The following is a 22,972-nucleotide window of genomic DNA, read 5'->3' as shown; positions in this document are numbered from 1 at the left end:
GCAGCTTAGGGCAATCTAAGTCGGCCCGCTTTCATTAAATCTGCAGAAAATCGCGTTTTATTGACCGTGAGGATGAGGCGCCAGGCACCGTGCTGTCGCATTGATTGATAGAAGGGAACTGGCGTGGTTCCCGGGACAAAACGTTTAACAGAAAACAGTCTCATGTCTGATCCTGCTGCTGACAATCCGGAACCGGAACCCACGCGCGAGAATGTGAACCCGCAGTCGGTTGAGGGCCTCTTCCTGGCGGCACTCGAAAAGAAGACCCCGGCAGAACGTGCCCAGTTTCTGGATGAAACCTGCGGCGCAGATCTCGAACAACGTCGTCGCGTGGAAGCATTGCTCCTGGCCTACGACGATGCGGGCAGCTTCCTGGAGAAGTCCCCTGTCGGTTCCGGCACAGCAGAGCCTTTGTCACTCGATTTTCTTACCCCTTCCGACGACCCGAACCTGTTAGGGACCCTGGGAGACTACCAGGTTCAGGAAGTCATCGGGCAGGGGGGGATGGGCATCGTCTTTCGGGCCCTGGATCCCAAACTCAATCGGATCGTCGCCATCAAGGTGATGTCCCCCCTCCTGGCCGTTAATCCCAATGCCCGCAAACGCTTCCTCAGAGAAGCGCAGGCCGCCGCTGCAGTTAGTCATCCGCACATCGTCACTATTCATGCCGTCGACGAAGCGACGCTCCCTTACCTGGTGATGGAATACGTGGTCGGGCAGTCGCTCCAGGAAAAACTGGACAAAGTCGGCTCGCTCAAAGTCACCGAAATACTCCGCATTGGCAATCAGATCGCCGAGGGGCTCGCCGCCGCTCACAAACAGGGATTGATTCACCGCGATATCAAACCCGCAAACATACTTCTGGAAAATGGGGTGGAACGGGTCAAGATTACCGATTTCGGTCTGGCCCGCGCCGTCGATGATGTCACGATCACGAGAACGGGCGAAGTCTCAGGCACGCCGCAGTACATGTCCCCCGAGCAGGCCTCGGGCGACCGCGTCGATCAACGCAGCGATCTCTTCAGCCTGGGCGCGGTCATGTATGCCATGTGTACCGGTCGCTCTCCCTTCCGGGCCAGTAACCTGGCCGCCGTCGTCCGTCGCGTCTGTGATGACACACCCCGACCGATTCAGGAAGTCAACGAAGACATCCCCGAGTGGTTGATCGAAATCATCGAATGCCTGCTGGAAAAGCAGCCCGAACATCGCATTCAGACCGCAGCCGAAATCGCCGAACTGCTGGGCACCCATCTCGCCCGCCTGCAGCATCCAGGATACACACCCGAGGCCCGCCCGCCCCGCGCAACACGACCCGCGCCACGAGAAAAGATCGAAGACCCTCAGGCACCACAGTCCGTGGAAACAGTCGCGGACCTGGAACCTGAGCTCAGGCATAAGACTCCCGGCAATCTGGTCGGGGGGATGCTGCTGGCAGTCGGTGTCGGAATCTTCCTGGCCTTTTCGCTGATGAGAACCGGTTCGCAACTTGAGGAAGTCCATTTGCTGGACAAAGTCGTCAAAGTCTCCGGCACGCTGGTGGCGATCATGGTGTTCTCCACTATCATCTATCTGGTGCGGGGAACCGAAGGAAGGCGGCTTCCGGCGACGACCTGGTTTCTCTGTCTCGCCTCGCTGAATCTGACGCTCTTCCTGTCATTCGTGCTCACCCTGATGGTCCGCACGAAGGTCCCCTTGCTGAACGTGGAACCCGATATGTACCAGGTTCTGCTGGCTTCGCTGATCGCGCTGATCGGTGTCAGTGGATTCGCCGTCTATCAACTCTGGCGTTTTTACCAGTCACTGGAGCCCGGCCAGTTCAATGCGATGCAGCAACGCGATGCCTGGCTGTTTACCATCATGGGGATCGGAATCTGGGTGCTGCTGGTGCTCTGGAACTGGGCTGAGGCGACGGGATTCATTCCTGCAATGATGTCGATCTCCAAGGACTGGCAGATGGTTCCGGTAATTGTACTCGCTGTGCTGGGAGGACTCTGCCTCAGCGTCGGTTTCTGGCTTGATCAGAACCTCAAAAAACGACTGGGACTTTCGGCAGAGGATGCGTTGGAAATCCCCGAAACGGTCATGACCTCGCAGGGAAAACGGGGATCGCAGTTCGACCGGATTGTGGTCGGCGTCGGTGCCGTCCTGCTGGTCCTGCCCCTGCTGATCTGGCTCTTTGGCATCTCTACCGGACTGCATTTTACCTACAGTGTATCGGAGATGGTCCTGGTCTCATCCCTGTTTTTTGTGCCCGTCGGGCTACTGGTCATGATCTGTGGGGCACAGAATCTGGTCGAACCGGACTCGCGTGCGGAAAAAGTGCTGGATGGTCTGTTTCTGCTGGCCTGTCTGTTTGCCGGTCCGGTTGGAATTCTACTCTACATTGCCCGCTATCTGAAACGGCGCGATGCACGTGCGGCAGGAACAACTGAGCAACAGCCTGCCCCCGACGGTGACCCGTTTGTCCAGGAGCAACGGCGCTCCAATAAGCGGGTCATCATCGGCGTGCTGGTCGGCAGCCTCCTGCTGTTAAGCTCGATTCTGGTGGTACAGATCTGGCGACACCTGAATCCGACCGAACAGGGCTTTATCTTGAACTGGGGGCTGAATCTGCTCGTGGTCTCGGTGATGCTCATCGCTGCTTACTTTATTCGTCGTAAAGGAGCTGCCGCAGCGAAAAGGAATCCGTGGGTCTTCATGGAATGGGTGACGATCCTGGTGGCCTGCCTGATGCTGCTCAGCCTCTTTCTGCCGACACTGAGGAATCCGGCTAATGAGAAGGTCATTCTAGAATACAGTGGGACAACTCCCATCAGCAATGTAGTTGTAGAAGCCGACCGCTATTATCAGGTTCAATCCTGGCCTTATGAACTGATTGTGGAACCGGGCGTGCAATATATTAAAGTCAGTTTCACCGCCTCGGGACAACTCGTCAAATTCAAGAAAAAGATCGACAAACAGCCGGGAGAACCCTTACTGGTTGACCTGACAAGTCAGATTCTCGCGATGACGCGCAATTTACAGAAACCGACACCAGCAGCACCAGAGCCCCGCGGCCCGGGAGCCATTCTCATCAGCGGGCAGACACCGTTTCTTCGCGCCGGTATCTTTACCATATATTCATCGGACGCGGCAGGTATGGGGATGGGCGGTATGGAGATGGGCGGTGGGGATATGTCGGGCATGGGCATGTCTGGTGAGTTCAGATCTCCAGGGCCTCTCGGCTTTGCCGAACGGTTCTTCACCCTGGAGCCCATGACACATGAAGTGCCCGCAGGCAAATATACGATCCGGGTCGCTAGCACGCTGGCGGGCTGGGAAGGGGAATACAGTACACCCCAGTACGATCTTAAAGAAGTCGAAGTCAAACCGGGCGAAATCGTCTCGGTCACAATCAAGCCGGATTACAGGAAACTGGCCGAAAACCACCCCGACTGGTCCCGAGGAGGGCTCTTCAAGTTTCACTGGGCGAAAACGAACCGCTACAGTCTCAAGATCTATACGCTCTCTCTACCCCAGGCCCTGGTCGTGCAGCAACTGTTACAGGCCTACGCAGACGGGAAACCGGATGTCGCTGAGTCGGCTCTGCTGAAGGTCGCCGCGGAGAACAATAAGTCGGAACCGCCTAAGACGCTGGCAGCGATCTTCAACAACGGACAGCACCCCGCCTGGAATTCGCTGATCATTCCCGGCAAGACCACAGGGACCTGGCGGCTGATAGAACAGCAGTTGAACCAGCCTGTTCAGTCGATGGGCGGTGGTGGCTTGGGTGGAGGATTCGGTAGCAGAGTCACAAACCCGTTCGGCGGAGGCACATTCGAAAACAATCGCACCCAGTCTCAACAGCAGGCGTTTCCCGGACATAAATCGGGAACTCAGTCCTCACTCTTTCAACAACCAGTCCAGGCGCCAAAGCCACGTGCCGCGCGAACTCCGTACAAAACGGTCGTCCTCTTTGGCAAAGACCCGGGTATGAGTATCGATCTGGCCCCACTCAAGGCCGATTCCGGCACGCGGATTATGAAACGCGTGCAACGCGGCGCGAGTACCTTCGAAGTAACGCCAGGTGAGTACGCTGTCACGGTCAGCACGCAACTCGTCGGCTGGGCCACCAATGGACGGTCTGCACGCTATGTTGACTCAGAGGTGAATGTGAACACTGATCAATCGGTCGAGAAAACGCTGCACTACGACTTCAAAAAGCTGGCCGCGAATCATCGTGACTGGGCCGCTGACGAGCACTTCTACTTCCACTGGCCGAATCCCAAGCAGGGCGTCGGTATGGAATTCGATTTTTCAGCGCAGCAGGCAAAAGTAGTCCAGGAACTGTTACAAGCATTCGCAGACGGCAAGCCCGATGTTCCGGAAACAACTCTCCTTAAGATCTTCGGAAATGTCATCGAGTTGGATAAGCCGTCCAGCAGCCAGTTAAAGTCACTGGAAGATATTTTCTCCGATATCAAGCAGCCTGACTGGAAACAGCTGATCGTTCCGGGCCAGTCAGAGAAAACCTGGCGGCTCGTTGACCCCGAATTTCAGCAGCGACAACAGGCAAAGTCACAAACGACTGAAAAAAGCAGCGAGCCTGTGGGAGGGGGAGTGAAATGAAAGATCTGCTCACAACCGTCTCGTCGATCTTCGTGATTCTGTTCAGCCTGTCGGTGCTGTTTCTGGCGGAACCCACCGATGCCAGAACCGCCCTTCCTACAGAGCAGCGAAACGAGATATCAGATCGCCCTCCTGGAAAATCCTCCCTGCTGTTCACGCGCGTGCAAGGGGCCAAAATTAAAAACGGCGTGTTGATCTTTATGACGCTCGAAGAGGATGGCTTAGAAGATCATTACTTTCCCTTGCGGGGTAAAAATGTGGTGCTCAGTCAGACACCGGACAAACAACTCCCCGTCAGTTCCATCCAGTTCACAGAAGAAAGCGAGAACTGTCTGCGGATCAATATTTGTCCGTCGATTCAGATCAACCTGCTCGAAGAACTCACAGCCCTCTAGTCGGCTGTCGACAGCTCCGTTTACTTAAACGGCATCAGTTCCGTTTCGTCCTGAATGTCGAGGAAAAAATCATCGGTATCCTCGAGGGAGAGCCCCGGGTCGAATTCGAAATTGAGTTCCCAGTCGGGCAGCAGGCGGGTACCGGGAGCGAGTGTGTCCTGCATCACTCCGTCTTCTGAGTGTGCGTAACCCAGTAGATGCCCCAGTTCGTGGAAGAGTACAGTCTGCAGATCGAAACGGCCGTCCGCGTCACTGCCCGGCAACGCGATAAGGCTCAGATCGCTGTCATGCACGAAGTTAAAATCGGCAGCAGGACTCCCCTCCAGATACCAGCCGTACCCCGCTGCATTCACATCGATATAAATCGTCCCGCCTGCGACCCGGCCCAGCGCATCCCCTTCCAGATCGACTACTTGCACAGTCGTGGCTTCCAGCATGACATTCTGCTCTTCAGAAAGACTGCTACTCACCTGATCGACAATCCGAGAGAAGGACTTGGTCGCGACTGTTTGTGACAGTGGAGTCGCCGTCTGCTGCGGTGCACTCGACGTATCAGCCACCAGAAACTGATTCCAGGCATCCGGGAAGTTGGAGGGGTAGGTAACAACGGATCCATTGGCTTTCGACTTCCCATAATTGGAAGCAAACAGCAGCAGATCCCGGAAGTTGACCCGATCATCCTGATTCAAGTCAGCAAACCAGGCATAGTCCGAATCAGACTGACTGGGAATCGAATTATACACGCTGGCAAACAGCAATAAATCCCGGTAGTTGATGACATCATCATCGTTGAGATCGTAGGGATTAGCGTAGATCTTTGTATGAGAGACTGCTCCTGGTTTAGTCAGATCTATCGTCTCGTTAAAGAGGGTCACTTGAGGGTTGCCAAAAGAAAAATTCAGACTAGAAGGACCAATACTCCTGCTGGATAAGTCTAAATCGATACGGTCGGATTCCCGTGACTCAAATTTGACTCTCGCAAACAAGATATAGTCTTCACTTCCGACAAAGTCCTCAGATGTCTCTGCATGAAAATTTCTGATGACACCAAATTGGTCATCGATTGTACTGGTTTGGTTTTCGCTGAAACTATCGCCAAATTCAACTTCGCTGACAGACGTCCAATCGGTAACACTCCAATATCTTCTGTAATAAAAGTCAAAGTCGACAGATTGGATAGCATTGCTCTTCGTATTATTTAAACTGACCCAGATTTCAACCCAGAACGACGACCATTCGTTGAGTACAATTTGGTTTGCGGGAAGCGAACTCGAAAAGTCACCCGGCTGAGGAATAGAGGGAGAATCTACAACGCGTACATGTAACTCTGCGGAAGATATCGTTTGATAATGATAAACATGACTTATCTCTGGACTATTATAATGCAGGGCAGCGATGAATAACTGGTTCTGGAGGATTGCTACGGCAGAGTGACCAAAGCCTCGATGATAAGTATCGGATTGGGTTGATTGAGGCAGTATGGTTTCTTTAACATTCTCCCATCCATCCGAACCATCATAAATATAGACGGCTCCATTGGAGATACTGGTACCGGGAATAGACGTATCTCCATTTACAACCAGGAGATGTCCATTTAAATCGATGTCCTTTCCGAAGTAATATGTACGGGGATCTGTTGCAGGAGAGATGATGGTTTCAAGGGGATCATCCCAGCCTTCTGATCCATCAAAGATATAAATCGCACCAGAATTACGGTCACCTACAGTTGCTGCAGAAGCAATCACAGTCTCATTCTCTACAGCAACAGAGGATCCAAACCTGCTACCTAATTTGAGATCCGAAGCCGTTAATTTGACTTGTGAAGCAGAACCCCATCCATTATTTCCCTTTTGGAAGAGGTAGGCGGCACCTCGATCCTGATTGTATTCAGCCCCGGCAACAATCAGATCACCGTCTATATCGACGTCGACTCCAAAATGATCAAAAAATTCACCATCTGATGCGAATAGTACTGATTCAGTGGGTGGTAAGGTGGACCAGTCACTCCCATATTTTTCGTAGACATAGACGACTCCTACCGTCGAGATGTCATTGACAAGCCCACTCGGATTACCAACCACGATTGTGTCGTTCTGGAAAGCAATTGAAGTCTCATTGAACAATGTGCGCCCCACAGTTTCAAGTAGGGGGGTTACTGTAGGGGGAATTGTCTTCCAGTCCGATCCATTCCGAGTATAGATATAGATTTCTGTTTCAAATGGAAATTCTGTGGGGGATGCCTCGATGATAATTGTTGTCCCCTCAATTTGAACCGAGGTTCCAAAGTCCCTGTTAGCTTCGGGGGCAGGGTCAATCAGAGAAGTTTCATACTCCCAGGTATCATCGTCATTGAAATCGGGAGTGCCACCATCATTTCTGGAATAGATGTAAACAACTCCTGTAGGGGCGAGATGCGAATCTGTCGCAGGTGCGCCGATTACCAGATAGTCATCACTGACGGCAATGGACTGGCCAAAATTGTCAAGACCATTATGGATAGTCGATGGCGCGTTGGGAATGATTTCATTTTTATTAATCCATTGATCATCGGGGCTCTGATCATAAGTGTAAACCAGCCCTGAATGACTTCCATCTGTGCTAAGATTCGACGCTCCAAAGACGACCGTATTGCCTGAAATAGCGACTCCTATTCCTTTCGGTCCAAGGGAAGATGATACATCCCCATCATGTGTCAGAACCGTTTCGTAGTTTGGATCGAATATCCATCCGGAACCCGATCTGGTAAAAATATGAGCCTTACCCGACCGAGTTTCAACAACCAATAGGTTGGAACTCAAAGCAGCGGTCCGCCCCAAAGGATCTGCTGTAGTGCCTGTTAACTTAAGCTCTACAGGTGCTTCAGTATTCCAGTCAGATCCATTTTTTGAAAATAAATATAACGATCCATTGTTGTTTAGGTCTTTGTCATACCCAAAGTATGACCCGACAATGACATCCGTCCCGTTAGTGTCAACAGAAAAGCCAAAGTTGTCTCTCGCCATACCATCAGAGGCTGTCAGTTTGGCTGTGGTAGGTGCCTCGCTTGTCCAGTTCTCACCGATTTTCGAATAAACGTAGGCTGAACCACTGTTGTACCCTTTATCATCATCGTATACGGAGCCAACAACTATCAGATCGCTGTGAATGGCAACTGAACTGCCATAGAAATCATCATACATGGGGTTATCTGGTAGCAGTATGCGTTGAGATGTAGAGGACCAGTCATTGCCTTCTTTCTCAAAAATATATACGGCTCCGCTACGGGTACCGCTGGTCGTATCAAATCGGGCACCTACTACGATCGTGTTTTCATAGATATCAACAGAAGTCCCGAAACGGGCCAGGGCATACAGTCCTGCAACCTGCAACCTTCTGACAACAGGGGGATCGGTTTTCCAGTCGTCACCGGAGCGAGTGAATATATAGATGGCCCCCGTACCATCATTCTGCGCACTAACGACGATGGTATTTCCATAGATGGCAATGGAACCAGCGAACCAGGATTCTGCCTCGGGAATGGGAGGTTGTAAGATCGTCTGAAAATCCCAGGTATCATCTGTCTGGTCGAGTGTTGTTCCCTGGTTGTTTCTCTGATAAACATAGGCTATCCCTGACTGAAGCCCATCCAGGCTGTTACCAGGGGCACTGACTACCAGAATATCACCATCTATTGCAACCGAATGCCCGAATCTATCGCCCGAATGATTCGCATAGGACGGATCAGCTGAAAAACGTTCCTGGAACACAAAGTCAGAGTCATCATTCGTAATGTAACCGGTTGTCTCCAGTGCCGCTGCCTGACCCTTAAAATAGCTTCCATCAGAAGGATTACTCAAGCGACCTATGACTGTTTCGGTATCCTCGTTCTGGAAGTCGCCATCGACATAAACATTGACATAACTGGTCTGAGTTGTAGCAGACGGGCTGGCTGCAAAAGTAACTGTTTTCGAAACAGACTGGTAATCTTCACCTGCTTCTGCTGTTCCATTAATCGTTTCAAAATCGACTGAGGTCTCAAAATTTAAATCACCGGCTGTACCACCGGAACGAGTAATAGTAAATCTTAATAGCTCATGGAAATGTAAATCCCCTTCAATGACCTTCTCGCTTGTAATACTGAATACCGAACCAGGCAATCCATCGTCATTAACGATCGTTCCTACCCCCGTATCGTTCAGGAAGGTAATATTCTCGGGCACTAAAGCGTTATGAATCTGTATCTGGCTGAGAACCAGTAAGAACTGTTCGTCTTGTTCGCTTATTTCGTCATCATGAATGTGGATTGAAACTCGAGTTGATACTTCACCTGCACGCAGGGTGATCTTTTTGTTTGACAGAAAAGTGTAATCATTGTTATCTGCTGTATCTGTGATCGTGTTGACTAGAAAGCTGATGTCGGTTCCTGCTGCTTCTGCAAGGGAGACTTCGAAACTGATTGTATGATTCTCGGGTGCAGTGGCATTATTGATACTGATTGAATTGCTATCGTCATTTAAGATCGTACCAGTGCCTGTGGTCTCAGAGATGGTAGTTCCACTACTGTTGTCGAAGAGGACTACGTGTAAAGTTTCATTTCCCTCCGTAAAACTGTCGCCACTTAACTGAACTGTTATTGTCTGTGTCTGTAAGGTCGCTTCGGTATCTGCAGAAAAATAGAGTATCCCGGATTGTTCCAGATAATCATTGTTAGCCAAAGTAGCTGATCCGTCTTCTGTCTGGAAGGAAATAGAAGCATCGCTGAAAAGATCCCCGGCAGTCGTTCCCGTTCGAGAGACCGTAAAGATCAATTCAGTTATACCTGAGCTTCCTTCTGCGGCTGACACATCATCTATGCTGAAAAAAGATGTGAGCAGCGTACGATCTTCCAACTCCTCAGTCACGCACAGGGGACGCGAAAACTGTGTGATAGCAGGGTGGTGTTTCGGAAGTCGCACGCGCCGTCGTTGTCGACGAGATACACGGAACAGATTTCGTTGTAACAGGTTGAACCAGTAAGAAGCAGACATATCAGATAACGTTACTTAAAATGATAAAGGTAGGATTTAAAAAGGTGTGAGTTCTGACTCGTCCTGAACGCCCAGGAAAAAATCATCAGTATCCTCCAGGGAGAGCCCCGGGTCGAATTCGAAGTTGAGTTCCCAGTCGGGCAGCAGGCGGATGCCGGGAGCGAGTGTGTCCTGCATCACTCCGTCTTCTGCGTGTTCGTAACCCAGCAGATGCCCCAGCTCGTGGAAGAGTACCGTCTGCAGATCAAAGCGGCCGTCCGCGTCACTGCCGGGCAACGCGATGAGACTCAGATCGCTGTCGTAAACGAAGTTAAAATCAGCAGCAGGGCTGCCTTCCAGATACCAGCCATAGCCCGCTGCATCCACATCAATATAGATTGAGCCGCCTGCGACCCGGCCCAGCGCGTCTCCTTCCAGATCGACCACTTGCACAGTCGTGGCTTCCAGCATGACATTCTGCTCTTCAGAGAGACTGCCACTCACCTGATCGACAATCCGAGAGAAGGAAGTCGTCGCGACTGTTTGTGACAATGGTGACGCCGTCTGCTGCGGTGCACTCGACGTATCAGCCATCAGCAGCTGATTCCAGGCATCCGGGAAGTTGGAGGGGTAGGTAACAACGGATCCATTGGCTTTCGACTTCCCATAATTGGAAGCAAACAGCAGCAGATCCCGGAAGTGCACCCGGTCATCCTGATTCAAGTCTGCAAACCAGGCATAGTCGGAATCAGACTGGCTGGGAGTCGAATTATACACACTCGCAAACAGAATCAGATCCCGGAAATTAATGGCGTCGTCGTTATTGAGGTCATACGGGTTGGCATAGATCTGGACAGCGGGGATCGCTTCTATCGGCGTGACAAAGGGGGCGGCATTGGACAGCTGAACTTCGACGGAATTCGCCTGCAGTTCCAAATCTTCAGCAGGCAATATCTTTTCACTCAGATCGAGATCAATCTGATCCTGCGCCTGGGGAGTGAAGCGAATCCGGGCAAACAGCGTCCGCCGGTTCACCTGCAGTCCAGCCGTTGATGTTTCCGCATGCAGGTCGGTGATCGTTCCTGCTGAATCATCAATATCACCAGTCTGGTTTGTAGAGAACCGAGGCCCGTATTCGATTTCCATCGCCGAGGCAACAGCCGAATTGTAAGACAGATCGACATCGACCGAAATGCTCCCCTGGCTGGTCTGATCGTTGGTCTGGACCCAGATTTCAATCCACCATGTGGCCCATTCACTGAGCCATGTTTCATGTTCGGGTAACTGGATGATCGAACCGTCCGGCTGTGTCGGCGTCGGAGAGGAGACCAGTCTCAGATTTACCTCCGCAGAGGCACTGTCATCATCGAGGATCGTAACTACGGCCCGGTCATCAGCCAGAATTACATTCCGTCCCGAAGCCTGCAGGCCTGACAGGATCACTGACAATGTTTCGTCAATTTCCAGCAGACCAGAATCGACAATCGGAATGCTGATTGTCTGGGTCTGTGTTCCCGATGTAAATGTCAGCGATCCCGATCTGTGAGCGTAATCCGACGGTGACTGGGCTGTCTGACTGGCGGTTGCATAGTTAATGACCACCGGTGCATCGACGGGGGCATCCAGCGAGACGGTAACCAGCACATTCGCGGCGGACTCATCCACCGAAATGTCGTCGATCGTGATATTTGACTGGTCGTCATCCGTTATTGTCACCTCTGCCTGGTTACGACTCAGCGCGATATTTGCACCGCCGGCCTGCAGATTCGTGAACTGAACCAGGAACGATTCTGTCAGTTCCACCAGATCCGTGTCGATCAGAGAGATGCTGACCGTCTGTGAGACTTCACCCGGCTGAAACGTGACCGTACCTGCTGTAGGCTGGTAGTCCGCATTCGCCAGGGCACTCTGGTCCAGCGTGTTGAAATCAAGAGAAACCGCCTCTTCGACTGGTTGGTCCAGTGTCAGTGAAACTAATGCGACTCCCGCCGATTCATCGACGGTCACATCACTCATCGTCAGGCTGGCTTCGTCATTGTCCTCAATGGTGACTTCGCCAGAATCATTGGCAAAAGTGAGTTGCGCCCCGTTCGCCTGAATATTCGAAAGCTGAACGTAGAAGGATTCTAGCCCTTCAACTATCTGGTCGTCGGTAATGGTGATCGTAAGACTCTTGGCCGTCTGTCCCTGAGTGAATGTCAGCCTGCCCGATTTGGCCAGATAGTCAGAATCGCTGACAGCGGATTGATCTACGGTGCTGTAATCGACAGAGATGTTCGCGTACACGGTATCCGTCAGGTAGATGTAGAGTCGGGCGATTCCTGCCGCTTCATCGACGGTGATATCGGTGATTGAAAACTGGGCCTGGTCATCATCAACGATGGAAACATCTGCCTGGGAACGGCCGATGATCACGACATCGCTCTGTATGTTGAGGCCAGACAAATTTACGTGAAAATCTTCGATTTCTTCTACCTTGTCATTATCAATCAGGGCAACCGTGATTGTTTTGCTCTGTTCCCCAGGAGCAAAGATCAGTGTTCCGGACTGACTCTGGTAGTCGAGTGAGTTTCGGGCCTTCCCATCGGACAGTGAATAGTTCACTCGAACTTCGAAGTTTACCGGTTGATCCAGCGTGACTACGACTTCAGCCGTCCCGTCTGCCTCATTGACGGTCAGGTCACTTACAATCAACTGTGCCTGTTCGTTATCCTGAATTGTAACCTCTCCCTGATGATCGCCTATCACAACATCTGCACTTCCGGCCTGAATGTTGGAGAGGTTCACCAGAAAGCGTTCATCGAGTTCGATCGGATCGGAATTGATAAGATCGATGGTAATACTCTGCGACTGCTCACCGGGCAGGAACGTCAGAGTGCCTGTTTGAGCCTGGTAGTCTTCGGGAGAGAGCGCCGAATCGTCTGCCGTTGCATAATCGATGGTGACCGTCGATGTGACGGGGTGACTCAATGAAACGGTCAAGACAGCAGTCCCATCGGCTTCACTTACAATGATGTCGTCGATCGTAAACTGAGCCTGGTCGTTATCCCGAATGGTGACCTCTGCCTGGGCATCAGCCAGGACCACATCAAATCCATTATTCTGTAGCTGGCTCAGATTGATCAGGAACTGCTCATCCGGTTCAACGAGATTTGTGTCGATCAGGGGGATGCTGATGATCCTGGTCTGCTGGCCGGCGGAAAAAGTGATCGTGCCGGACTGGCCTTCGTAATCTTCGCCTGCAACGGCTGTCTGGTCTGCTGTTTCAAAGTGAACACTGATCTCACCTGCAACGGGTTGATCCAGGGAAACGGTCACTTCCGCAGTCCCTTCTGCTTCATTGATGGAAATGTCGTCGACAGTCATTAGCGCCTGGTCATCGTCGGAGATCGTCACGACCGCCTGGGCGTCTGTCAGGCTGACATTCCAGCCATTGGTCTGCAGGTTGCTCAGATTGACGAGGAAAGACTCTTCCAGTTCCACCAGGTCAGAGTCAACAATCGGGATCGAGATCGTCTGAGTGAGTGCTCCGGGAGCAAATGTCAAAGTTCCCGTCTGTGAAGAATAATCATCGTCGGCCACTGCAGACTGATCAGCCGTCGCATAATCAATCGAGATTGTGTCACCCGCTGCCTGATCCAGTGACACGGTTAACAGAACTGAGCCCGCGTTCTCGTCGACAGTCACATCATCTACTGTCAGGCTGGCTTGATCATCATCATGAATGGTCACTTCCGCCTGGCTGTCCCCCAGAATGACGTTCGCGTTGCCCGACTGAAGATTTGACAGCGTGACCAGAAATGTTTCATCGATTTCCAGCAGATCAGAATCAACGATGTCGATTGTAATCGTCTGGGGAAGTTCGCCAGGCAGAAATGTTAATGTACCTGATGTCGACTGATAGTCATCCGGGGAAACAGCAGTCAGGTTCGAAGTCGTGAAATCAACGGTGACCGTGACAGGTAAGGGGGTGTCCAGGGTGACATTCAGGATCGCAGTCCCATCTGCTTCATTGACGTCGATATCCGCGATCGAAAAACGGGCCTGTTCGTCATCCTCGATGGTCACCTCAGCCTGAGCATCAGCCAGAACCACATTAAATCCATGATTCTGCAGATCGCTCAGTATGATACTGAAACTTTCGTCTAACTCCAGATCTTCGTTATTCACCAGTGGAATACTGATAAGCCTGGTCTGCTGACCGGCAGAGAAGGTGAGTGTTCCGGACTGGGATTCAAAATCTTCGGTATCCAGGGCTGACTGCCCGGCTGTTGTGTAGTCGACACTGATCTCACTTGCGACAGGCTTGTCCAGCGAAACGGTGACCTCTGCAGTCCCGTCGGCTTCATTGACGGTAATGTCATCAATGGTCACTAGCGCCTGGTCATCGTCGGTGATCGTCACTTCAGCCTGGCTGTCGGCAAGAATCACATCGCGACCGTTAGCCTGCAGGTTACTCAAATTCACGAAGAAGGATTTTTCCAGTTCCACCAGATCTGAATTCACAATCGGGATTGAGATGGTCCTGGTAAGTGTAAAAGGACTGAATGTCAAAGTACCGGTCTGAGGAGTGTAATCATCTCCGGCAATAGCAGACAGATCTGCTGTCGCATACTCTACCGAGATAGTGGTGTCGACTGTGTGATCCAGTGAAACGGTGAGTTCCACGGTGCCCGTATCTTCATCGACGGTAACATCATCAACCGTCATACTGGCCTGGTCGTCGTTAAGAATGGTGACCTGAGCCCGATCTCGGGCAAAAGTGACGTTTCCTCCCCCGGCCTGGATATTCGAGAGCAGTACCAGAAACTGTTCATCCCGCTCGACGAGGTCTGAATCAACGATAGAGAAGGTGATGGTTTGGGTCAGTTCACCAGGTGAAAAGCTCAGCGTGCCTGTATGGTCCAGATAGTCAGCGGGTTTTGTTGCTGTCTGATTGATGGGCCTGAAATCTACGGTGACCGTATTTGCAGATGCCTGGCTCAAAGTGACAATTAAATTAACTGTCCCCGCTGATTCGTCGACCGAGACGTCGTCGATGGAGATAGTCGCTTCGTCGTCATCCTCGATAGTCACCTCTGCCTGACCCTGACTGATGATGACATCAGAACCCTCGGCGACCAGGTCTGTGAGATTGACCAGAAATATTTCGTTACCTTCCACTATGGCATTATCAGTAATTGGAACCTGAATGGTTTTGCTCAATTCTCCAGCTTCGAATGTGATAGTGCCTGTAGTAGAAGCGTAATCAGCTGGAGAGTCTGCAGTTTGATCAGCGGTGGAATACATTACGCTGACCCGTCCGATTGCAGGCTTATCGAGTGAAACTGTGATGCTTACCGTGCCGGCAGATTCGTTGACAGTGGTGTTCTCAATCCCCAGTTCTGCATGGTCATCCTCTTCGATCCAGCCAAAGACGCTGTTGCTACCGAGAATGGTGCCGTCTGATGGTTTTGACAGTCTGACAACAAATTTTTCGTCACCTTCAAATATGTCGTCACCATAGACTGTGATCTCTATGGTCTGAGTCTGACGAATTGCATTCGAATCGGCTGTGAATGTGATTGTCCCTGATTGAAATTCATAATCGTGATCTGCAAGGGTGGCACTAAAGTCTACTGTTTCAAAGTCAATGGTCGACTCAAAGTCTAAATCACCAGAAGACTGGCCAACGCGTTCCACCTCGAAGGTGAAAATCGTCTCTCCCTGATCTCCCTCTTTCTGGCTGGTGGGAATGATATTGATCTGGGGAGCAAAAGTACGGAAGACATAGACCTTCCCGACATTGTTGCCGGCTTCATCATTCTGAGGGGCACCGACAATAATCTGGTCACCGGAAAAAGCGACTGCATGCCCAAAATAATCCTGCTCAGCTCCATCAAGAGCTGAAATAGTCTGGGACTCAACCCAGTCTCCACTGATTAACTGGTAGAGAAAAACAGCACCCGTATCGGTTGTCTGTCCATCGCTCAGCAGTGAGCCGATAGCAAGGGTTGTTCCTGAAATACGAATGGAAAATGCGGACCGGTCAAGTTGATTTGCCACAGGGGGAGTCAGCTTCTGCTGAAATTCCCAGGTGCCTGCATTGTTTATGAAGAGATAGACAGATCCTTTAAACTCATCATCTGCAGCTGAAACGGCGCCTAAGAAATTTCCGTCCACATGAATATCATAGCCAAACCAGTCATCATATTCGCCATCGGGAGGGCCTATGATTTGTTGTTCAGTCCAGGCTCCGTCCTGGTTATGAAAGATATAGATGGCACCGGTACCCGATGGGGAATCGTCTACAGCTGCCCGCAGACCGGTGATGTAGATGGCGTCGTTTTTGATCAGCACATCGTGCCCAAACGCATCCTGATCACTATGATTTGACGCGGTCAGCTTTTGGGTTTGTGTCCAGTCTGTGCCGGATCGATCAAAAACATAAGCGGCTCCGGTATGATCATCAAAGGCTGAGATGAAGTAGTTATGGTAACGCGCGCCAACGACGATCGTAGAATCTTCGATGGACACGGAAATACCAAACTGGTCGCCTTCCCTGCCATCTGTGGCTGTCAGCTTTTCTTCCAGGCTCCATACGTTGTCAACGAGTCTGTAGACATAAGCCGAACCACTGTCGTCCCCCTGGTCGTCGTCGAGGAGACTGCCAATCACGATCGTGTCCCCATCAATGGCAATGCTCGTCCCGAACTGGTCACCAGCTTCAGCATCAAACGCCGTCAAAGTGGAATGATAGTCCCACGTATCGTCTGACTCATTATCTGGCGTTCCCTGTCTGTTTCGAATGTAGACATAAGCAGCGCCGCCATCCGTCGTAGCAATGTCACTATGAATCGCCCCGACGACCATATAGTCACCACTGACTTCGATTGCATTACCGATATGGTCTTCATTTGACAGGGGGGCAGGCGGAATTAATGTGTCTGTTTCAATTCTCTCATCGAAATAAGGGCGTACAAAGCTGTGGACTATATTGTAATTAGAAATTGAAATAGCTTCATACAGTTCGGTCAGCAGCAGATTACCATCATCGTCCAACGCTACATTCGTTCCAAAACCACCAAAAGATACTTTCGGTATTGTTGCAGCTGTGATCATCGTTTCATTATTCGGATCCCAGCCAGCAGAGCCATCGTACAGATAGACTGAACCCGTTCCACTGGATGTATAGAGATAATTATCGAGCTCATTAGCGAAGCCAACTGCTAATTGATTATTTCTTAAAGAAATCGACGCGCCGTACATACGTTGTTTTGTGACATCTGAATCTTGAGGCGTGAATTTATACTCTTCAGGATTATCCCATCCATGTGTTCCATCAAAAATATAAACTGCCCCCGCATGGGTTCCTGCCTCATTTGCAAATGGGGCTCCTATCGCGACTGTATTGCCATCGATTGCTACGCTCGTCCCGAATCGATCTTGAACCTGTGTATCATGACCAATCAATTTTATTTCGGTTGCATTATCCCAGCCCAGACTGCCTTTGATATAAAGATACGCAATTCCTCGTCTAGCGGTGTCGTCAAAAGCTCCGATAACGATCTTGTCTCCATCAATATCCACAGCATAGCCGAAAGAATCGTCCACCTCCCCGTCAGAAGCAGTCAAAACAGATTCCGTCGGTATCTGATCTGCCCAGTTAGCCCCATTCCTGGTGTAGACATAGACAACGCCCTGGTAGCCTGGATAAGTAACTCCGTTGCGACTCCCGATGACAATGGTATCGTCTTGAATGGCAATCGATTGTTTTGTAAAGATGGGTCTGTGGTAAGGACTGGTTTGCCAGATGATGGAAGAGTTAACATGAGAGTAAAGTGCTGTCATCGAGGGAGGGATTGAAACCCAGTCTGAACCGTTCCTTTCGTATATATAGATTTCGCCCGTTCCATCGTCTAATCTTGCACTCACAATGATGGTCGTACCATCGATGGCGACACTTTGGCCAAAATCGATAATCCGCTCCTGATCTGGTGCTGCAAACGTTGTTTCCAGTTCCCAGGTGTCATCACTGGAAAAGAGGGGAGTCCCGCTGTCGTTCTTGCGATAAACATACACTGCTCCGGTAGGGGCAAGGTTTGAGTCAGTGCCCGCTGCACTGATAATCATATAATTACCGCTGACCGCGACGACATTTCCATATGCTTCATATTCATTTTGCTTGGTCAGTGCAGAGTCTGGCGAAAACTCAAATCCTGGCACCCAGGTCGAAGCTCCATTCTGGTAATAAGTAAAGATACCTCCGCTGCGATTTCCCAGAATATCAACCCAGGGGGCTCCTGTAATCAGATTACCGTTCGAATAGGCAATTCCCTCACCAAATCTGCCGATTGAAGTGTATTCTTCATCTGGAAGAACTAATACTGATTCTTCGAGTGTGTTCAGATCCCATATGTCACCAGTTTTAGAATAGATATAAACGGCGCCTTTCAGATATCCAGCTGTGTCATCTTCAAATGCGCCAACAAATAATTCATTCTCACTCAAAATGACCGTGTCGCCGAATTTGTCCCATTGAGCATAACCAGTCAGTTCTATTTCATTTGGCGCAGTCGATGTCCAGTCATCACCGTTTCGGGAGTACAGATACACAGAACCACTTAAGTTTCCATTGTCGTCTGTGTACTTTGCGCCAATTGCGACTTCTGTTCCGTTTGTGCTTACGGAATAACCAAACCAGTCAAATCCCTTTCCATCAGTAGAAGTGAGTTTGGCTTCGGTTGGTGGAATGGTACTCCAGTCATCACCATTTTTTGTATAGACGTAGGCAGAGCCTCTCGATGGATCAAGCTCGCTGTCCAGGTATGCACCAACAACAATCAGGTCTCCCGAAATCGATACCTCAAATCCGTATTGATCAGTGCTTGAGCTTACCGTGGGGCTCAAAAGACTGATTGTGGGTGCAGACCAGTCATTTTCTGAATTATCGAATACAAAGACAGCACCATTTCCCGCATCGTAATCAGGAGCTCCAACAACAATCGTATTATCATAGATCGATAAATAACGGCCAATTTCCGAGGAGTTGAAAGAGTCTGTCAGCCCATCGACCGTGAACGAATTGAGAATGGGAGCTGTCGATTTCCAGTCACTGCCGACCTTCGTGAAAATATAAATCTTGCTCCGCTCGTTCCCGGTTGCCCCGACAACAATGGTGTCGTTATTGATGGCGACGCTTGAGCCAAAATGAGCATACTCTCCAGGATCATCAGGGACCAGAACTGTTTCGTACTCCCAGGTGTCATCTGATTGGTCGAGGGGAGTATTTTGCTGGTTTTTTACATAGATGTAGACTGCCCCGGAATTATGCACTTCATTTGTCTCTCCGTAAGGGACACCGATGACCATGACATCGTCATCGACGGCAATAATTCTTCCCGCATATTCATTGGTATGATTGGCATGTAGGGGACCTGGGGTGTAGGCTTGCTGATAAATTAGATCTGTATCATCATTGATAATAATCCCTGTCGCCAACAGGGTATCTACATTCCCTTTCAATATGCTGCCATTGGTTGGATTACTTAACTGCCCAATGACTGTTTCAGAAAGTTCCTTTTTAGCATCACCCAGGATGGGAACTTCCACGCTGATGATCTGTTCTGTCTCAGTCGCTGATGCTGAAAAATTGACTGTAGTCCATCTGTCTGAATAATCTTCTCCAGCCGTAGCCGTTCCATCCAACGTCCTGAATTCGACGGTCGAATCAAAATTTAAATCACCCGCGGATTGCCCGGTTCTGACGACATCATAAATCAGAATTTGAGTGCCATCATTCCCTTCGATTACTTTTGATGAGTCAAGTCGAAAAGTAGAGCCGGGAAGTCCATCGTCATTCAAGATGGTTCCCTGACCTGTGTCGTCTGAAAAAGTTAAGTATGAGGGGAACTCATAACTGTTATTTTCCCGGGCACTCAGTTTGACAAAAAAAGTTTCATCAGTCTCTCGAGAGTCATCATCATGCACATATACGCTAATCTCAGTGGTTAATTCTCCTGCCTTGATGGTATAGGGCATGTTAGACTGAGTTGTAAAATCTCTATCGTATATGTTGCTGGCAGTTCCATTTTCAGTAGTTGCCAGGAACGTGATATCTGTGCCTGCTGCATGATCAAGGCTCACCTCAAAAACGAAGATGTCATTTTCCAGTGCTGTAACATCATTAATGCTGAGTGAGTTGCGATCATCGTTGTAGATCTTAGCTGTTCCAGTATCCCTCACTAATATTGCGTCTTGCGCTTCGGTTGTGAGGACCAGCTGGAAACTTTCATTTCCTTCTGTGATTGAATCATCATTCAGACGGACAAATATAGTTTTTGTTTGTTTTACTGTATTAGGGTTTGCAAAGAAGCGAATCGTCCCGGATGCGGAATTATAATCATTATCAGTAACTGTTGCTGTCCCATCCTGAGTTGAGTAGCTGATTATGAGTTCGCTGTTCAGGTCACCCAGATTTTCTCCCCTTCGGGTGATCGTAAATTGTACCATACCCAGACTGGTGTCTTCCCAGACACTCACATCATCAATACTGATCATCGAGGTCAGCAGCGTGCGGTCTTCCAACTCTTCAATTCCAATCGGACGTCGACTCAGCGCGGGCTGATACCGGTTCCGGTGACGAGAACGCTGATTTCGGGGACGACGTGAGCGTACAGTTCGGTATCGTGAAGTCAGGGACTTCAACCAGTTAGTCAACAGCATGCGAGGCAGGGCTTTCTGGCTATCTGTTGCGATCAAACGTACGTGGCCCGCACGTTGAGGCGTTGAGTTTAAGCGTAAGTGTTGGGTGAATCAGATAATGAGCGGGTTGATATACAGGATTGAATTATCTGTATGTGTGAATATATCAGTTTCGGAGAGACGTATCCATAACTTTCAGCTTCTCTACCTTAAAATTTCATGTCATTAAGAAATGACAGTAAAACTCTATATATAAATAGCTTATGGCAATGTTGTACCCACTCAGAAGATCGGCAGGCTCTGACCGTCCCGATGCTGGATTGCCAGACTGAGCGTTTGTGGCGAAATACTGGTCGGAATCGTTCGCAGTGCACCATCACCCATGATGCACAGGAATCCCCCATTGGTAGCTTGTCCCAGTGCGCTGATCGGATTGCCAGGATTGAAGGGCAGGTCGATTGGCTGTGTCCAGGGAACCGCTTTATCCGGGCCTGCTTTGACCGCCAGGATCACGTTGGAAACACCATCGGTGAAACTCCGCATGCGTAAACCCTGACCGCCGTTGAACGGGGTGTCCTTGCCTGAGAAGGTCATCACAGACGTGAAGCCCGGCTGCAGGGTATTTTCTGTCCGGTAGACATCCGGCATTTTGGTAATCAAGGCCTTGTTATGCGGACTGTCCCAGGGCTCATCCAGCTTGAACTGCTGATACAACTCCGTCTGCCCCAGAAACGGGAGCAGGTGCACCCGCCAGCTTAAATTCGGTTTACCGTCGGTCAGGTGCGCATCGGCGTAAGGGAATCGCGTGAAGGAATCGTGATAGTGATGAAAGGCCAGCCCGATCTTTTTCATGCTGTCTGCCTCTGACTCCCGGACCTGCTGCGAATTTCCCCCGTTCATTTGAGAGTTGATCATATCGTCCGCCTTGTCGGTGATACGCTTCATGATCTTGCCTCCCGGGGCGCCCCAGGTCAGCAGAAAATAACCTCCGCCCCCCAGCAGCAGAACCACGGCACCGATCGCGATCAGCGGCCCCGGTTTGACTTTGGAAGCCGTCTGCTTCTTTCGCTTGGATTTCGCCGGCGTCGAGGGGCTCTTCTTCCGCCGTCGTGTCGGTGGCGAATAATCCATTTCCTCTTCTTCCTCAAACGCTTCCAGAAAATCATCACCAGCGGGAACCGGGATTTTCATCACCGCTTCGCACGCTTTGCATTTGATTTTCTTACCGGCTTTATCGTCGCCGACTTTATATTTCTTACCGCACTGCCTGCATTCAAAACTGATGGTCATGGTCGTCTGGGTGTCTTATAAAAAACTACGTGGGTTGGGTGGTGATATAATACCGTTCGTCGTTGACAGTTATTCTTTCTGTCCCGGTTTGACTTCGATAGCATCCCAATCAATCCGCGTGAAGTCCTGCGGGCCGATCATCTCTTTCCATTGCGCGTCTTCCAGATCCTTTTTAACGAGTGATATGGATCCATCCCCTTTCAGAATCGCAACCTGTGAAGCAGTTTCTCCCAGTTCGGCATTTGGCTGCGCCGGGTTCAGACCACCCGGTTTCGTCCATTCGATAGCTTTGTCGGGGCCAGCTTCGACCACGATGATCGTGTTCGAAGTACCGTCTAGCGTGTCTCGCATACGGGCAGGCTGCCCCAGGGGGAACAGAGTGGTCATTTTCTCCTCTCCCTCACTATTTTTCTCCCGTTTCCCTTCAAATACCCGAAAGCGGGTTTTGTTTGAGTCGGCAGGTGTGTCCGGCGATTTAAAGACATCAGGCATGTTCTTCGCCAGCGGCGCATTATTTGGACTGTCCCAGGCTTCATCCAGCTTGAACTGATCATACAGCGGCTTCTGGTCCATGTAAGGCAGGAGGTGCACCCGCCAGCTGACTTTCAGCCGACCATTCTCGTCATAAAATTCAGGATGTTTCTCTTGGGGCGGCAGGAAATACTGTGTTTGATCGTGCAGGTTATGCAGTGCCAGACCAATCTGCTTGAGCTGATTTCCAACCGCCTTGTAACGTGCGGCAGTCATCGGTTCACCCGCTTTGGTCATCATCTCCGGGGCGATCTTTGGCTCTTCCGGTTGAGCGACCGTCTCTGCCGGTGCACCAGTCTCGGTGGCAGCTTCTTCCGTTGTGGGATTCTCAGCAGGCTGTTTCTGGCATCCGCTCGGAACTGTGACTGCTACCATCAGCAACGCCAGCAGCAGAATTCGATTCTGAATAGACATTCTCGTCTCCATGGTTCTGTCAGAGAGGTTCGCTTTAAAGTGAAAACAGGTGGAAAAATCAGTGCC

6 protein-coding genes are annotated in these 22,972 nt (G+C 50.5%); 2 read left to right on the top strand and 4 right to left on the bottom strand.

What is annotated here, in order from left to right; translation table 11 throughout:
* Positions 1–162: 162 nt before the first annotated feature.
* Entirely contained in the window at positions 163–4,608 is a 4,446-nt protein-coding gene (locus FYZ48_RS16050) for a serine/threonine-protein kinase (RefSeq protein ID WP_149342107.1), read from the top strand.
* Complete coding sequence (locus tag FYZ48_RS16045; protein WP_149342105.1) at positions 4,605–5,003, top strand: hypothetical protein; 399 nt, start codon at positions 4,605–4,607, stop codon at positions 5,001–5,003. Before FYZ48_RS16050 ends, FYZ48_RS16045 begins: the two co-directional genes overlap by 4 nt.
* A gap of 20 nt (positions 5,004–5,023) precedes the next feature.
* Here the strand turns inward: FYZ48_RS16045 and FYZ48_RS16040 are convergent, their stop codons facing one another.
* The 4 genes from FYZ48_RS16040 to FYZ48_RS16025 form a co-directional block, all read right to left on the bottom strand.
* The gene (locus FYZ48_RS16040; protein WP_187782055.1) at positions 5,024–9,871 is read right to left on the bottom strand and encodes a Calx-beta domain-containing protein; all 4,848 of its coding nucleotides are present in this window, start codon (positions 9,869–9,871) and stop codon (positions 5,024–5,026) included.
* Between the two features lie 174 nt (positions 9,872–10,045).
* Entirely contained in the window at positions 10,046–20,479 is a 10,434-nt protein-coding gene (locus FYZ48_RS16035; protein WP_390625132.1) for a Calx-beta domain-containing protein, read from the bottom strand.
* 474 nt (positions 20,480–20,953) lie between these two features.
* Positions 20,954–21,961 carry a DUF1559 family PulG-like putative transporter gene (locus FYZ48_RS16030; RefSeq protein WP_149342096.1) on the bottom strand — a complete coding sequence of 336 codons (1,008 nt, stop codon included), beginning with the start codon at positions 21,959–21,961 and terminating at the stop codon, positions 20,954–20,956.
* A gap of 69 nt (positions 21,962–22,030) precedes the next feature.
* Positions 22,031–22,906: a DUF1559 family PulG-like putative transporter gene (locus tag FYZ48_RS16025; RefSeq protein ID WP_187782054.1), complete on the bottom strand. Its 876-nt coding sequence runs from the start codon at positions 22,904–22,906 to the stop codon at positions 22,031–22,033.
* Positions 22,907–22,972 lie beyond the last annotated feature (66 nt).

This window comes from Gimesia chilikensis (assembly GCF_008329715.1).
In the GTDB taxonomy this organism is placed as follows: Bacteria; Planctomycetota; Planctomycetia; order Planctomycetales; family Planctomycetaceae; genus Gimesia; species Gimesia chilikensis.
Note: the sequence above shows the minus strand (reverse complement) of the source record. Positions and strands in the feature narration are given on the sequence as shown.